Here is a 14,968-nt window from a genome sequence, read left to right on the forward strand (position 1 = left end):
GCACGAGGCACGGGTAGAATTGGCACTCAGTACGTGTGAGTGCCAGAGCGGAAGGAGCATCATGGTCTCGGAACGAGGGCTTCAGGTGCTCCGCGCGATCGTGCAGGACTACGTCGAGACGCAGGAGCCGGTCGGCAGCAAGTCGATCGTCGAGCGGCACGCCTTCGGCGTCTCCGCCGCGACGATCCGCAACGACATGGCGCTGCTCGAGGATGAGGAGCTCATCGCCGCTCCGCACACCTCGTCCGGCCGTGTGCCCACCGACAAGGGGTACCGCGTCTTCGTGAACCACCTCGCCCAGGTTCGTCCGCTGAGCACGGCTCAGCGCTCCGCGATCGAGACGTTCCTGGCCGATCCCGCCGATCTCGACGACCTGATGGTCCGCACCGTCCGCGTTCTCACGCAGCTCACCGGACAGGTCGCGCTCGCGCAGTATCCGTCCTTCGCCCGTGCCAGCATCACGCACCTCGAGCTGGTCGGCCTCGGGCCCAATCGTCTGCTCGTCGTGCTGGTGACCGACGCGGGCGGCGTCTCGCAGCGGATCGCCGTGCTGCCGGTCGATGTCGATGAGGCCGACGTGGCAGTGCTCCGCGCCCGGCTCTCCGCGCTCATCACCGGGCGTGCGGTCGCGGATGCCGCCGAGCGGGTCGCGCTGCTGCGTGAGCCGTCGGAGGTGCGACCCGATCCGGCGCTCACAGCCCTGGCAGTGGTGATCGGCGAGGAGCTCGCCGAGTTCCGTCAGGAGAAGCTCGTGATGGCGGGCGCTGCGACGCTGGCCCGTCGCGAGCAGGACTTCCGCGGCAGCATCCATCCGCTTCTCGAGGCGATCGAGGAGCAGGTGACGCTGCTGCGGCTGATGAGCGAGATGGTGCCGGACGAGCACGGCCTGGCCGCCAGCATCGGCACCGAGAACGCGCCCTTCGGGCTGGGCGAGGCCTCGATCGTCGCCAGCGACTACATCGCCCAGGGGGGCACCGCACGCCTGGGCGTGATGGGGCCCACCCGCATGGACTATCCGAGCAACCTCGCTGCGGCGCGGGCCGTGGCCCGCTACCTGTCGCGGATGCTCGAAGAGGACGAGACGCGCCGCTGACGCGGTGCGCCCACGAACGCACACACACTCAGGAAGGTGACTGTGGCCGACCATTACGAGGTTCTCGGGGTGTCCCGGGACGCCACGCAGGACGAGATCAAGAAGGCATACCGCAAGCTGGCGCGCCAGCTGCACCCGGACGTGAACCCGGGTGAGGACGCCGCGGAGCGGTTCAAGCTGGTCACGCACGCCTATGACGTGCTGAGCGACGAGGACTCCCGTCGCCGCTACGACATGGGCGGCGACGACAACGGCGGGTTCGGCGGTGCCGGCTTCGGCGGATTCGGCGACATCTTCGAGACGTTCTTCGGGGGCGCGGGCGGGGCACGCTCTGCGCGGCCGCGATCGCGCCGGGAGCGCGGGCAGGACGCCCTGGTGCGCGTGAACCTCGACCTCGGCGACGTCGTCTTCGGCGCGCACCGGGACATCGAGGTCGACACCGCCGTGCTCTGCGAGACCTGCAACGGCTCGTGCTGCCAGGAGGGCACCTCTCCGGTGACCTGCGACGTCTGCGGCGGCAGCGGGCACGTGCAGCGCCAGGTGCGCAGCCTGCTCGGCAACGTCGTGACCACCCAGCCCTGCGGCACCTGCGAGGGCTACGGCACGACCATTCCGTACCCCTGCGGCGCGTGCGCCGGTCAGGGACGGGTGCGCTCCCGACGGACGGTGTCGCTCGACATCCCGGCCGGCGTCGAGACCGGGCTGCGACTGCAGCTTCCCGGCTCCGGCGAGGTCGGACGCGCAGGCGGCCCGAACGGCGACCTCTACGTCGAGGTCACCGTGGCCCCGCATCCGACGTTCAGCCGTGACGGTGACGACCTGCTCGCCACCCTCGAGGTGTCCATGAGCGATGCGATCCTCGGCACCACGACCACGATCGACGGACTGGATGGCACCGTCGACCTCGAGATCCGCGCAGGTCTCCAGTCCGGCGACGTGCTCACGATCGGCGGGCGCGGCATCACGCCCCTGCGCGGCAGCCAGCGTGGTGACCTGCGCGTCGGCGTGCAGGTCGTGACGCCGACCAAGCTCGACTCCGCGCAGCGCAAGCTCATCCAGGACTTCGCGAAGAAGCACAAGGCGCCCGCTCCGAAGCTCGCGCAGTTCCAGCAGGGTCTGTTCTCGAAGCTCCGCGACCGGTTCCGCTCGCACTGATCATGGCGCTGCACTTCGTCACTCTGACCGGCACCACCGCACAGGTGGGTGAAACGGTGCTGCTCACCGGGGCCGAGGCCAAGCACGCGGCGGTGGTGCGCCGCGTGCGCGTCGGCGAATCCGTGACGATCGGTGACGGTGCGGGAGTCTGGCTGGAGGGCGAGGTGGAGGACGTCTCGGCCGCTGAGGTCTCGGTGCGCATCACCGCGCGCCGCGAGCACGAGGCGCCCTCGATGCGCATCGTGCTCGCCCAGGCGCTCGCGAAGGGCGACCGCGACGAGTTGGCCGTGCAGGCAGCCTGCGAACTCGGCGTCGACGAGATCGTGCCATGGCAGGCGTCGCGCAGCATCTCGCGCTGGGAGGGGCCGAAGGCCGCGAAGGGCAGGGATCGGTGGGCGAGCATCGTCCGCGAGGCCGCCAAGCAGGCGCACCGCGCCTGGATTCCCGAGGTGGCCGGCGTCGAGACGACCGGGCAGCTCGCGAAGCGGTCGGCGGATGCCAGGCTGCTGGTGCTCGATCCGACCGCGGACACCCGCCTGAGCGGCATCCGCGCCGACGACCGCGACCTCGTGCTGATCGTCGGGCCGGAGGGCGGGATCTCGCCCGAGGAGCTGGATCGGCTCACCGAGGCCGGCGCCGAGCGCGTCCGCCTCGGCGACAGCGTGCTGCGCACGTCCACCGCCGGACCCGCGGCGATCGCGATGCTCTCCGGCATCCTCGGGCGCTGGTAGACGCTCGCTCAGTAGACTTGATCGCATGAGCGAACCCTCCATCTTCACCCGCATCCTGAACGGGGAGATCCCCGGCGAGATCCTGCTGGAGACCGATGACGTGTTCGCGATCCGCGACATCAACCCGCAGGCGCCGCTGCACGCCCTCGTGATCCCCAAGTCGGAGCAGTACCGCGACGTCACCGAGCTCGCTGCCGGCGACCCCGCTCTGATGGCGAAGTTGGTCGCCGCGGCCAAGCAGATCGCCGACGACCACGCGAACGGCGAGTACCGACTGATCTTCAACAACGGCGCGAGCGCCGCCCAGTCCGTGTTCCACGTGCACGCGCACGTGCTCGGCAACCTTCCGGAGGACCGGCTCATTGGCTTCTGACACACCCGAACGCACCGAGCGCCTGCTCGTCGACGGCGTCGCCATGGTGCAGCTGCTCGGCCCGCAGGACCGCCTGCTGCGGATGCTCGAGAAGGAGCATCCCGCCGTGCAGGTGCTCGTTCGCGGCAACGAGATCACCCTGAGCGGCTCCGACGCCGAGGTCGCCGCGGCGAAGACCCTCGTCGACGAGCTGATCACGCTGACCCGCGCCGGGCACGACCTCGCGCCGAGCGACGTGTCCAGTTCCGCCCGCATCCTGCGGCAGGACGAAGGTCTCCGCCCCAGCGAGGTGCTGGGCGAGGCGATCCTGGCCACCCGCGGACGCGTCATCCGCCCGAAGACCCTCGGGCAGAAGGAGTACGTCGACGCGATCGCGGAGAACACGATCGTCTTCGGCATCGGCCCCGCCGGCACCGGCAAGACCTACCTGGCGATGGCGAAGGCCGTACAGGCACTGCAGCGCAAAGAGGTCGAACGCATCATCCTGACTCGCCCGGCCGTCGAGGCCGGGGAGCGGCTGGGCTTTCTGCCAGGCACCCTCACCGACAAGATCGATCCGTATCTGCGGCCGCTCTACGACGCGCTGAACGAGATGATGGACCCAGAGATCGTGCCCAGGCTGATGGCCAGCGGCACCATCGAGGTCGCCCCGCTCGCCTACATGCGCGGACGCACGCTGAACGACTCCTTCGTCGTGCTCGACGAGGCGCAGAACACCACGCCGGAGCAGATGAAGATGTTCCTGACCCGGCTGGGCTTCGGCACCAAGATGGTCGTCACGGGCGACATCACGCAGGTCGACCTGCCGCAGGGCGCGTCCGGCCTGCGGTTGGTGACACGCGTGCTGAAGGACATCGACGACATCCATTTCTCACGACTGACCAGCGACGACGTCGTGCGGCACACACTGGTGGGGCGGATCGTCGACGCATACAGCGAGTATGACGAGCAGCGCACCGCCGCCAGGGCGGAGCGCGAGCAGGCGCACGAGTTCGCGAACCGCGCCGACCGGCGCTCGGGCATGCGGCCGGGGCCGAGAGACCGGATGCCGAAGCGCGGCGTTTCCTGAGGAGACAGGACCTTTCATGATCGAGATCAACAACGAGTCCGCCGTCTCCATCGACGAGACGGTGCTGCAGCGGCTCACCGAATACAACCTGGCCCAACTGCACGTCAGCCCGGACGCCGAGGTCGCGATCGTCCTGGTGGACGAGGGCGCGATGGAGTCGCTGCACGTGCAGTGGATGGACGAGCCCGGACCGACCGATGTGCTCAGCTTCCCGATGGACGAGCTGCGACCGGGCAGTGAGGACCACCCGACTCCGCCAGGGCTGCTCGGCGACATCGTGCTCTGCCCGCAGGTGGCCGAGTCGCAGGCGCAGACCGCCGGCCACGCGCTGATGGACGAGCTGATCCTGCTCACCACGCACGGCCTGCTGCACCTGCTCGGGTTCGATCACGCAGAGCCGGATGAGGAGCGTGAGATGTTCGGGCTTCAGAAGGAGCTGATCCGCGGGTTCGCGGCATCCGAACGACGACGATGATCGCGGGTATCCTGCTTGCCGGGGCCGTGCTGCTGGTCGCCTTCGGCGGCCTCATGGCGGCAGTCGACGCGGCGTTCTCCGTCAGTTCGCGCAGCGACCTCGAGGAGATGGCCGAAGAGGGACGCAATGCGTCCGCGCTGACGAAGATCGCCGAGGACCCGGATGCGCACGTGAACGCCGTGGCGTTCATGCGCGTGCTCGCCGAGACCACGGCCGCCGTGCTGGTGACCGTCGCCCTCGTGCAGCTGCTGCCGAGTGACTGGTGGGCCATGCTCGCCGCTGCGGTGCTGATGACCGGGATCACCTTCGTGCTGGTCGGGGCGAGCCCTCGTTCGTTCGGGCGGCATCACGCCGACGGACTGCTGCGTCTGTGGGCGCCCGTCGTGCACGGTGTGCGCGTGGTGCTCGGACCGCTCGCGCAGGGGCTCGTGGCGCTCGGTCGCCGGGTCACGCCCGGCGGCGGGCGCAGCACCTTCGCCTCCGAGGAGCAGCTGCTCAGCATGGTCGACGAGGCCGCGTCGAACGACCTCATCGAGGAGGACGACCGCGACCTGATCCACTCCGTGTTCGACTTCACGGACCAGTTCGTCCGCGCTGTGATGGTGCCGCGCACCGAGATGGTCGCGGTGGACGCCACGGCCACGACGACCGAGGCGATGGACCTGTTCCTGTCGAAGGGCGTCTCGCGGATGCCGGTGGTCGACGATGACGCCGACGACGTGGTGGGCGTGCTCTACCTGAAGGACCTCGTGCAGTTCGCCTATCGCGACGAGAGCGCCTGGCGCGGGGCTCCGGTGCGTCCGATCGCGCGTCCGGCGACCTTCGTGCCGGAGTCGATGCGTGCGGAGACGCTGCTGCAGCAGATGAAGCGCGACGCCGTGCACGTGTGCCTGGTGATCGACGAGCACGGCGGCATATCGGGGCTGGTCACGTTGGAGGATCTGATCGAGGAGCTGGTCGGTGAGATCGCCGACGAGTACGACCGGGCACCGGCCGAAGTCGTCGAGCTCGGCGGCGGCCGGTACCGGGTGAACTCCCGCCTGTCGCTGGAGGATGTCGGCGACCTGTTCGATCTGGAGCTCGAGGACGAGGACGTCGATTCGATCGGCGGTCTGCTCGGCAAGGCGCTCGGCCAGGTGCCGCAGCCCGGTGCCATGGCCGTCGTCGACGGACTGGTGCTCACCGGCGGCGCGTCGCGCGGCCGCGGCAGAGGTATCGCTACGGTGTTCGTGGAACGGGCGCCGGAGGAGGAGTCGGAAGATGAGTGAAGAGAAGCACAGCGGATTCGTCACGTTCGTGGGGCGTCCGAACGTGGGGAAGTCCACGCTGACCAACGCACTGGTGGGCGAGAAGATCGCGATCACCAGCGAGAAGCCGCAGACCACGCGGCGCGCGATCCGCGGCATCGTGAACCGGCCGGGCGGCCAGCTCGTGATCGTCGACACCCCCGGCATCCACAAGCCGCGCACGCTGCTGGGTGAGCGGCTGAACGATCTGGTCGAGCAGGTGCTCGGCGACGTCGACGTGATCGGCTTCTGCGTGCCCGCGACCGAGAAGGTCGGACCAGGCGACCGCCGCATCGCGGCATCGCTGGACGGCTACCCCCGCGCGAAGAAGATCGCGATCGTCACGAAGACGGATGCCGCGGATCGTGACGAGATCACGGAGCGGCTGATCGAGGTCGACTCGCTGCGCGAGGACTGGGCGGCCGTCATCCCGCTCTCCTCGGTCGCGAACGATCAGCTGGACGTGCTCGCCGACGAGGTGCTCGCGCTCATGCCCACCGGTCCTGCGCTCTACGAGGACGGCGTCATCACCGACGAGTCCATCGAGGACCGGGTCGCGGAGATCATCCGCGAGGCGGCGCTGGAAGGCGTACGTGACGAACTGCCGCACTCGATCGCCGTCGTGATCGACGACATCGCGCCGCGCGAAGACAGCGACCTCACCGACGTGCACGCCTCGATCGTGGTCGAGCGCGACAGCCAGAAGGCGATCATCATCGGTCACAAGGGCTCCCGCCTGCGCGACGTCGGCGCCCGTGCCCGGGCTCAGATCGAGCCGCTGCTCGGCACGCGCGTGTTCCTTGGGCTGCACGTGAAGGTCGCCAAGGAGTGGCAGCGCGATCCCAAGCAACTCGGCAAGCTCGGGTTCTGAGCCGGGGTCAGACGCGGAGAGGCTGGACGATCGCCATCACCAGGCAGAAGACGGCGATGAGCAGGAACCAGCCGAACTGCACCCGGACCATGCCGCGCGCGTAGCGGTCGACGTCGTCGCTGAGGTAGAGGTCGACACCGGTCTTCCGGAGCCGGCGTGCGACGAACCGTGCGAGCGGACGACTCAGCAGTGCGGTCAGCACCGCGAGCGAGCCCGCCACGATGGCGATCACCGTGAACACCTTCGTCAGCGTGGCGTCCTGCATCGTCGAAGCAGGCGGCTGGCCGCTCACGAACTGGACGACGAGCATCGCGCCGCCGAAGACCACGAAAACGACGCCCACCAGCGCCGTGACGACCGGGCGACGGAGATCCTGAGCGGTTCCGACTCCCATGACATGGCGCTCGGCTGCGAAGAAGTGGTGCAGCGCACGGTGGAACACGATGACAAGCACGCCGATGACGAGAATGATGCTTCCGATCAGCAACTCCGCGCGCATCCCGCCCTCCCTCATCGCTCACCCTAGCGGGGGCTCCTACTCAGTGCGACGATGAGGCATGGATGCTGCGGTGGGGCGTGAATCGGCGCGGTGGTGGCGACGCGCCGCGTGGGTCATCGCGGGAGTGCTCGGTCTTGCTGCAGGACTGTTCGGATCGGTCTTCGGGCCGTACTACATCGGAGCAGTCGGGTTGGCCTTGGCGGTGGTTGGCGGCGTGAATGGGCAGAAGCCAGGTGCCCGCATGGCGCTGGCAGTAGGGCTGGGGATCATCGTCGGCGCGCTGCTCTACGTGACGCTCGGGTTCCTGATGCCTGGCGCGCCGCGCAGTGGATCCGGGAGCGGAGTCGAGGGCTGACTCAGCGGCCGCCGGAGAAGCCGCCTCCGCCGCCTCCGCCGGAGAAGCCGCCGCCGAACGAGCCGCTCGACGAGGAGGACGACGTTGCGATCGGTGTGGCGGTGAGAGACGTGCCCATGCTCGTCAGTGACGAGCCGAGCGATCCGATCGCATAGCCGGTGTACCAGTACGGTGTCGTGCCGCGCTGCTCGTACTGCACCTCGAGCACCTTGGCCCATTCCTTCTCCAGGCCGAACAGCATCGCGTAGGGGAGCAGCCGCTCGTAGAGCACGACGATGTCGGCGGTGCCGTCGCGCCGACGCTCCGCGCCGCTGTACGACTGCAGCATCCGGATGCGATCGGCCTCGGCGAGCCGGATGTACTCGCGCACGCCGAGCAGGTGCTCGCGCGCCTCGGCGCCCCTCGGGGTGACGACGACCGTCTTCAGCATCAGCCGGATGCCGATGCCGATCGCGGCGACGGCGATCAGGATGCTGACCACGAACGCTCCGATCGCGGCAGGACGCTGCACGGCGAGACCGGGGATCGCCATGGCGATGGCGACGAGCGCTGCGAGGATGCCGAGGATACCGCACACCAGCCCGAGCAGAGACCGCCTCCGCTCGATGAGTCCGCGCTCGGCAGCCGCATCGCCTGCGGCCTTTGAGAGCGTGGAGAGCCGAGCGGGGAGCGCGTCAGTGGGTTTGGCGAGATCGACCACCGTCTCCTGCTCCAGCTTCGGGAACAGTGCCTCGAGGGTGGCTGCGTCGAGGGGATCGCCGGCGCCCTCGACCGAGATGAGGCGGAGCGTCGGCTTCGTCTTCCTCTTCTGCGCGTCCTCGATGCGCAGGGCGCCGTGCACGCCCAGGTGCACGATCTCGGCGGGCACGGCCTTCGCCTTGCTGCCGTGGATCTGCGCGGCCAGCAGCGGGGGCAGATCACCGGGAACCTCGTACTGAGCGATGACCGTGCCTCGCCCCCGTGCGCGGTGTCGCCGCTTGAGTGCGGCGATGGAGAGAAGTCCGGCACCGCCGAGCAGCAGCCCGCCACCGGCGACGCCGTAGGGCACGACGTCGGTCATCGGGTCGGGCTGCAGCGCCGGTGACGGGGTCACGGTTCCCGGCTGGAACGGGAAGGCGACGGTGATGCCCTCGCCCGCGCGCAGATCGCGCGCGGAGACGACGTACGCGCCGTCCTGCTCTGACAGGGTGCAGGAGTCGGTCGCGCCGTAGGCGCCTTGGTAGCAGCTCGGGTCACCCGCACTCGCTGCGGTCAGAGCATCATCGAACCGGATGCTGCCGGTGAACCGCGCGATGTCCTGCGTGGAGTCCAGGGGAAGCAGGTCCCAGTAGAACTCGTCGAGGTCCGCATCGTCCGGCGTGTGGAAGACATCGCGCATGGTGTAGGCGATGACGTACGTCGTCGCGCCGTGCTTGTACGTGTCGTCGTCGATGGACACGAACAGCACATCGTCGTCCGAGTCGGTCTCGAAGGGCACCTCGCCCCCCTTGCCGTCGGTCACCGAGATCACGGTCGGGAAGACAGGCGTCCCCTGGTACATCTCCGGCAGCCCACGCACGATGCCCTTGTTCTGATCGGTCTGCGGGAACTGCGCGACCACGGTCTCGGTGACGTGCATCTCGGCGCGGCCATCCGCATCCAGCCCGATGTCGTACGTCGAGTCCCACGACGAGTAGGAGAAGTCGTCGACGTCGGCGCGTGCGACGGATGCCGGGAGCACCGCCATCGCGAGGGCGGCGAACAGGCCGGCGAGCACGGCGGAGCGGAGAGCGGAGCGCAGACGCATTCCTCCACGCTATCCGGAGCGGGCGTAGCGTGGAGGAATGGCACTGCATTGGATCGCGACGGAGTGGGGAAGCCCCGACAACTGGCTGCTCGAGGAGTACACGCCGCCGGTGCCCGGTCCGGGCGAGGTCACGATCCGTGTGCACGCGGCGGGCGTGAACCCCGCCGATGCCAAGCACGTCGCGGTCGCCCGCGCCGGTGCGGAGCTGCCCGCGGCGATCGGCTACGAGGTGTCAGGCGTCATCGCCGCCGTCGGAACGGACACCGAGATCGTCACCGGCTCGGCCGTCGTCGGAGACGAGGTCATCGCGTTCCGGATCAACGGCGGCTATGCCGGCGAGGTCACCGTTCCTGCGCAGAAGGTGCTGCGCAAGCCGGCACCTCTCACCCACTCGCAGGCCGCGAACCTGCTGCTCGCAGGCACTACCGCCTCTGCGATGCTGCACGCCGTGGACGCGCGTCCGGGGGAGACGCTGCTGCTGCACGCGGCATCCGGCGCGGTGGGCGTCAGCGTCCTGCAGCAGGCGTCTCAGCGCGGCATCCGGGTCATCGGCACCGCGAGCGCGCTCCGCGCCGAAGAGGTGCGCCGGTTCGGCGGCATCCCGGTGGAGTACGGCGACGGAATGCTCCGTCGCATCCGTGCCGCGATGGCGGACGCCGGGGTCGAATCGATCGACGCGGCCCTCGATGCCGCGGGGACCGAGGAGGCGACCGAGGCGTCGCTCGCCCTCGTGAGCGACCGCCGGCGCATCGTCACGATCGTCGCGCCGCAGCTCGCGGCCGAGCACGGCTTCCAGGCGAGCTCGGGCTCGGATCCCGAGACGGCCCGCTACCGCGACGCCGTGCGCATCGAGCTCGTCGAGGCCGCAGAGCGCGGCGAACTCACTGTGCCCGTCGCGAAGGAGTATCCGCTGAGCGAGGCGCCGGAGGCGCTGCGATTCCTCGCCGAGGGGCACCCGGGCGGCAAGCTCGCGCTCATCCCGTGAGCATTCTGCCAAGTCGGGTGTTAGCATTGACGCATGCCTCTGGGCGGTCTGCTTCTTCTTAGCTGCCGTGACGAGTCCTGACAATCGGGCCTTTCTCGTCGCGGCGCTCGTGTTGGCCTGAGCACATTTCTGACGAAGAGAAACAGCACCGATCATGAAGAACAATCAGAAGCCCTCCGCGATGCCGATCCACAAGTATCGGCCCTTCCACGAGCAGATCCGTGTCGACCTCGATGACCGCACCTGGCCGGGCAAGCGCATCACCGCGGCGCCCCGCTGGTGCGCCGTCGACCTGCGTGACGGTAACCAGGCGCTCATCGACCCGATGTCGCCCGAGCGCAAGCGAGTCATGTTCGAGCTGCTCGTCAGCATGGGCTACAAGGAGATCGAGGTCGGCTTCCCGTCGGCCAGCCAGACGGACTTCGACTTCGTCCGCCAGCTGATCGAAGAGGACCTGATCCCCGACGATGTCACTATCCAGGTGCTGACCCAGTGCCGCGAGCACCTGATCGAGCGCACGTACGAGGCGATCGCCGGAGCCAAGCAGGCCATCGTGCACTTCTACAACTCGACCAGCGTGCTGCAGCGCGAGGTCGTGTTCCGCTCCGACCGCGAGGGCGTCAAGCAGATCGCCCTGGAGGGCGCGCGCCTGTGCCGGGAGTTCGAGAAGCGCATCCCCGACACCGAGGTCTACTACGAGTACTCGCCGGAGAGCTACACCGGCACCGAGCTGGAGTACGCCGTCGAGGTCTGCAACGCCGTCATCGAGGTGCTCGAGCCCACGCCCGACCGCAAGGTGATCATCAACCTGCCTGCGACTGTCGAGATGGCCACGCCCAACGTCTACGCCGACTCGATCGAATGGATGAACCGCCACCTCGCGCAGCGCGAGAACGTCATCCTGTCGCTGCACCCGCACAATGACCGCGGCACCGCGATCGCCGCAGCCGAGCTGGGCTACATGGCCGGCGCGGACCGCATCGAGGGATGCCTGTTCGGCAACGGCGAGCGCACCGGCAACGTCGACCTGGTGGCGCTGGGCATCAACCTGTTCACGCAGGGCATCGACCCGCAGATCGACTTCAGCGACATCGACCAGGTCAAGCGCACAGTCGAGTACTGCAACCAGCTGCCCGTGCCTGAGCGCAGCCCCTGGGCCGGGGACCTGGTCTTCACCGCGTTCAGCGGATCGCACCAGGACGCGATCAAGAAGGGCTTCGAGGCGATGGCTGCGAAGGCCGAGGAGCGGGGTGTCTCCGTCGACGAGATCGAATGGGGCGTGCCGTACTTGCCCGTCGACCCCAAGGACCTGGGCCGCTCCTACGAGGCCGTCATCCGGGTCAACTCGCAGTCCGGCAAGGGCGGCGTCGCCTACCTGCTGAAGACCGACCACGCCATCGACCTGCCGCGCAAGCTGCAGATCGAGTTCTCCGGCGTCGTGCAGGCCAAGACCGACGCCGAGGGCGGCGAGGTCACCAGCGAACAGATCTGGAAGATCTTCAACGACGAGTACCTGCCGGCCGACGACGCCGCGCAGAAGTGGGGGCGCTTCGAGCTGCTCGGCACTCAGACGCGGAGCGACATGTCCGGCGAGGTCGTCCTCGACGTGGTGCTGCGCGACGGTGAGGAGCGCGTCGAGGCGACAGGTCAGGGCAACGGGCCGATCGCAGCCTTCATCGAGGTGCTGCGTGAGCGCGGCACGGAGATCACCCTCTACGACTACGTCGAGCACACTCTCTCCACCGGCGGCGACGCACAGGCCGCGGCCTACGTCGAGCTGCAGGTGGACGACCAGCGGCTGTGGGGCGTCGGCATCGACGGCGACATCTCCACGGCGTCGCTCAAGGCGATCGTGTCGTGCGTGAACCGCTCGGTGCGCACACGCCAGAGCGAGCTCGTCGGGGTCTGACCCCGGAAGAGATCTCCTCCGCGCCGCCACCCGTGCGCGGAGGTCCGTCCGCGGCGCATCCGCCGTGCGACTCGTCTGCGCCCCCGCTCCGGCCGATCTTGCCGGCGGGGGCGCAGTCATGCGTCAGGGCTTGACGATCGGGATCATCCCGGTCTCGGTCGCGACCTTGCGACGATGCAGACGGCGCTGCTCCGGCAGCGACAGGTCGAAGATCACGGCGAGCACACGGATGATCGCGGTCAGCACGATGCACAGCACTGCGGCGAGCGTGATGTTCATGCCGAGACCGTGCGCGACGACGATGAACGTGCAGCCCACACCGGCCGCGACGGCGTAGAGCGAGCCGACGTGCATGATCGCGACGGGCAGGCCCATCAGCACGTCGCGCAGGACACCGCCGCCGACGGCGGCGCACACCCCGATGAACACGGCCGGCACGGGCGGGACGCCGAGGCCGATCGCCTTGCTGGTGCCGAAGGCGCCGAACATGCCGATGACGAGGGCGTCGAGTCCGACGATGAATCCGTTCAGGCGGTTGAACACACCTGCAAGGAGCATCCCGAGCAGAGCCGCGCCGGCCGCGGTGATGAGGTACCAGTTGCTCTGCAGCGTCGCCGGCGGCAGGCCCAGCATCAGGTCGCGGATGAGACCGCCGCCCATGCCGATCATGACGCCGATGATCGCGACGCCGAGCCAGTCGAGGCGGCGCTGCCCCTGGAACCCCGAGGCGAACATCGCACCCTGGATGCCACCGAGGCCGACGCCGAGCAGGTCGGCCCAGAGGGGGATGGTGAAGAGCGGTTCGGTCACACGTCCATTGTCCCCGGGTCGGGGGATAATCGAGGAATGCCGACCTACCGAGACGAAGCGGTGGTGCTGCGCACCCACAAGCTCGGTGAGGCGGACCGCATCCTCACCATGCTGTCGCGTCGGCACGGCAAGATCCGTGCGGTGGCGAAGGGGGTGCGGCGCACCTCGTCGAAGTTCGGTGCGCGGCTGGAGCCGTTCATGGTCGCCGACGTGCAGCTGTACCAGGGGCGCACCCTCGACATCGTGCAGCAGGCCGAGTCGCTGGGCTCGTACGGCTCCGACATCGCCGCGCACTACGACCGGTTCACGGCCGCGAGTGCGATGGTAGAGACCGCCGACCGGCTGAATGAGGCCGAGTCGACGCCCGAGCAGTATCTTCTCCTGGTCGGAGGGCTCAGGGCGCTGTCCCGCGGCGAGCATGCGGCGCGCAGCATCCTGGACTCCTACCTGCTGCGGGTGATGGCGCTGTCGGGCTGGGCGCCCTCTCTCGACGACTGCGCGCGCTGCGGCGCGCCCGGCCCGCACACGGCGTTCGTCGCCCCTCTCGGCGGTCTGGTCTGCGGCGACTGCGCGCCGGCCGGAAGCCCGCGCATCCCGGCATCCGCCCTCGCCCTGCTGCGTGCGCTGCTGGCCGGCGAGTGGGAGGCGGTGGACGCGGCATCCCCGGCCGACACCGCGGCCGCATCCGGCACGGTCGCTGCCTATGCCCAGTACCACCTCGAGCGCGGCATCCGCTCGCTCGAGCACGTCACCTCCCAACCGGAAGGACTGCGGTGAGCCCGAAGCCGTACACCCACAAGGACGCCGTGCCCTACCGGCCGTTGGACTGGACCGGAGTGCAGCCGCCTGCGTTCCCGGCGGTGCCGAACCACGTCGCGATCGTCATGGACGGCAACGGACGGTGGGCGAACCGCCGGGGTCTGAACCGCATCGAGGGGCACAAGGCCGGTGAGGAGGTGCTGCTCGACGTGGTCGCAGGAGCGATCCAGGCCGGTGTCAAGCACCTGTCGGTGTATGCCTTCTCCACCGAGAACTGGGCGCGCTCTCCGGAGGAGGTGCGGTTCCTGATGGGCTACAACCGCGATGTCTTGCACCGCCGCCGCGACCAGCTCAACGAGTGGGGCGTGCGGGTGCGCTGGGCCGGCCGCAAGCCGCGGCTGTGGGGGTCGGTCATCAAGGAGCTGCAGTACGCCGAGCAGCTCACCCGGGGCAACGACGTGCTCACGCTGACCATGTGCGTGAACTACGGCGGGCGTATCGAACTGGTGGATGCCATGCGCGCGATCGCCGAGGACGTCAAGGCAGGGCGGATGAGACCCAGCGCGATCACCGAGAAGTCGATCGGGCGCCACCTGTACGTACCGGACATGCCCGACGTCGATCTGTTCCTGCGCAGTTCGGGCGAGCAGCGCACCTCCAACTTCCTGCTCTGGCAGTCCGCCTACGCTGAGATGGTCTTCCTCGACACGCTGTGGCCCGACTTCTCGCGCGAGGAGCTGTGGCGGGCGATCGGGGTGTATCTGTCGCGAGACCGCCGCTTCGGCGGCGCAGTGGACGCACCGCAGGAATAG

The 14,968-nt window shown here is 69.0% G+C and carries 16 protein-coding genes; 13 read left to right on the forward strand and 3 right to left on the reverse strand.

Annotated features, from left to right (window positions below; all coding sequences use genetic code 11):
* Window positions 1-61 precede the first annotated feature (61 nt).
* From hrcA to era, 8 genes are read left to right on the forward strand one after another with little or no spacing between them, the layout of a single operon-like run.
* Entirely contained in the window at window positions 62-1,093 is a 1,032-nt protein-coding gene (gene hrcA, locus ACFVDO_RS01305) for a heat-inducible transcriptional repressor HrcA (RefSeq protein WP_378858264.1), read from the forward strand.
* 42 nt (window positions 1,094-1,135) lie between these two features.
* Entirely contained in the window at window positions 1,136-2,248 is a 1,113-nt protein-coding gene (dnaJ, locus tag ACFVDO_RS01310) for a molecular chaperone DnaJ (RefSeq protein ID WP_378858323.1), read from the forward strand.
* A 2-nt stretch (window positions 2,249-2,250) separates the two neighbouring features.
* A complete protein-coding gene (locus ACFVDO_RS01315; protein ID WP_378858265.1) occupies window positions 2,251-2,979 on the forward strand; it encodes a 16S rRNA (uracil(1498)-N(3))-methyltransferase in 729 nt (242 codons plus the stop codon).
* Window positions 2,980-3,004: 25 nt separating this feature from the next.
* Window positions 3,005-3,352, forward strand: a complete 348-nt coding sequence (locus ACFVDO_RS01320) for an HIT domain-containing protein (RefSeq protein WP_378858266.1) — start codon at window positions 3,005-3,007, stop codon at window positions 3,350-3,352.
* 43 nt (window positions 3,353-3,395) lie between these two features.
* Window positions 3,396-4,421, forward strand: coding sequence for a PhoH family protein (locus ACFVDO_RS01325; protein WP_378858324.1), 1,026 nt, complete (start codon window positions 3,396-3,398; stop codon window positions 4,419-4,421).
* 16 nt (window positions 4,422-4,437) lie between these two features.
* A complete protein-coding gene (gene ybeY, locus ACFVDO_RS01330) occupies window positions 4,438-4,896 on the forward strand; it encodes an rRNA maturation RNase YbeY (RefSeq protein WP_378858267.1) in 459 nt (152 codons plus the stop codon).
* Window positions 4,893-6,164, forward strand: a complete 1,272-nt coding sequence (locus ACFVDO_RS01335; RefSeq protein ID WP_378858268.1) for a hemolysin family protein — start codon at window positions 4,893-4,895, stop codon at window positions 6,162-6,164. The genes ybeY and ACFVDO_RS01335 overlap by 4 nt, the downstream gene beginning before the upstream one ends.
* A complete protein-coding gene (era, locus tag ACFVDO_RS01340) occupies window positions 6,157-7,053 on the forward strand; it encodes a GTPase Era (protein ID WP_378858269.1) in 897 nt (298 codons plus the stop codon). Before ACFVDO_RS01335 ends, era begins: the two co-directional genes overlap by 8 nt.
* A gap of 7 nt (window positions 7,054-7,060) precedes the next feature.
* On the opposite strand, the gene ACFVDO_RS01345 is transcribed toward era, so the two are convergent.
* The gene (locus tag ACFVDO_RS01345; RefSeq protein WP_378858270.1) at window positions 7,061-7,552 is read right to left on the reverse strand and encodes a hypothetical protein; all 492 of its coding nucleotides are present in this window, start codon (window positions 7,550-7,552) and stop codon (window positions 7,061-7,063) included.
* A gap of 58 nt (window positions 7,553-7,610) precedes the next feature.
* On the opposite strand from ACFVDO_RS01345, the gene ACFVDO_RS01350 reads away from it, so the two are divergent.
* Entirely contained in the window at window positions 7,611-7,907 is a 297-nt protein-coding gene (locus ACFVDO_RS01350) for a hypothetical protein (RefSeq protein ID WP_378858271.1), read from the forward strand.
* A gap of 1 nt (window position 7,908) precedes the next feature.
* Here ACFVDO_RS01350 and ACFVDO_RS01355 read toward each other — a convergent pair whose 3' ends face one another.
* Window positions 7,909-9,693: a DUF2207 domain-containing protein gene (locus tag ACFVDO_RS01355; RefSeq protein ID WP_378858272.1), complete on the reverse strand. Its 1,785-nt coding sequence runs from the start codon at window positions 9,691-9,693 to the stop codon at window positions 7,909-7,911.
* Window positions 9,694-9,730: 37 nt separating this feature from the next.
* On the opposite strand from ACFVDO_RS01355, the gene ACFVDO_RS01360 reads away from it, so the two are divergent.
* Together ACFVDO_RS01360 and leuA are read left to right on the forward strand one after the other, a co-directional pair.
* Window positions 9,731-10,678 (forward strand): NADP-dependent oxidoreductase, encoded by a 948-nt coding sequence (locus tag ACFVDO_RS01360; protein ID WP_378858273.1) that lies wholly within the window; start codon window positions 9,731-9,733, stop codon window positions 10,676-10,678.
* Window positions 10,679-10,832: 154 nt separating this feature from the next.
* On the forward strand, window positions 10,833-12,587 hold the full coding sequence (gene leuA / locus ACFVDO_RS01365; protein ID WP_378858274.1) for a 2-isopropylmalate synthase: 1,755 nt from the start codon (window positions 10,833-10,835) through the stop codon (window positions 12,585-12,587).
* 123 nt (window positions 12,588-12,710) lie between these two features.
* Here leuA and ACFVDO_RS01370 read toward each other — a convergent pair whose 3' ends face one another.
* Window positions 12,711-13,397, reverse strand: coding sequence for a trimeric intracellular cation channel family protein (locus ACFVDO_RS01370; RefSeq protein ID WP_378858275.1), 687 nt, complete (start codon window positions 13,395-13,397; stop codon window positions 12,711-12,713).
* Window positions 13,398-13,433: 36 nt separating this feature from the next.
* Here ACFVDO_RS01370 and recO point away from each other — a divergent pair, with 36 nt between their 5' ends.
* Both recO and ACFVDO_RS01380 read left to right on the forward strand, forming a co-directional pair.
* Complete coding sequence (gene recO / locus ACFVDO_RS01375) at window positions 13,434-14,174, forward strand: DNA repair protein RecO (protein WP_378858276.1); 741 nt, start codon at window positions 13,434-13,436, stop codon at window positions 14,172-14,174.
* Window positions 14,171-14,968: an isoprenyl transferase gene (locus ACFVDO_RS01380; protein ID WP_378858277.1), complete on the forward strand. Its 798-nt coding sequence runs from the start codon at window positions 14,171-14,173 to the stop codon at window positions 14,966-14,968. The genes recO and ACFVDO_RS01380 overlap by 4 nt, the downstream gene beginning before the upstream one ends.

The sequence above is a fragment of the Microbacterium sp. NPDC057741 genome, from assembly GCF_042798735.1.
In the GTDB taxonomy this organism is placed as follows: Bacteria; Actinomycetota; Actinomycetes; order Actinomycetales; family Microbacteriaceae; genus Microbacterium.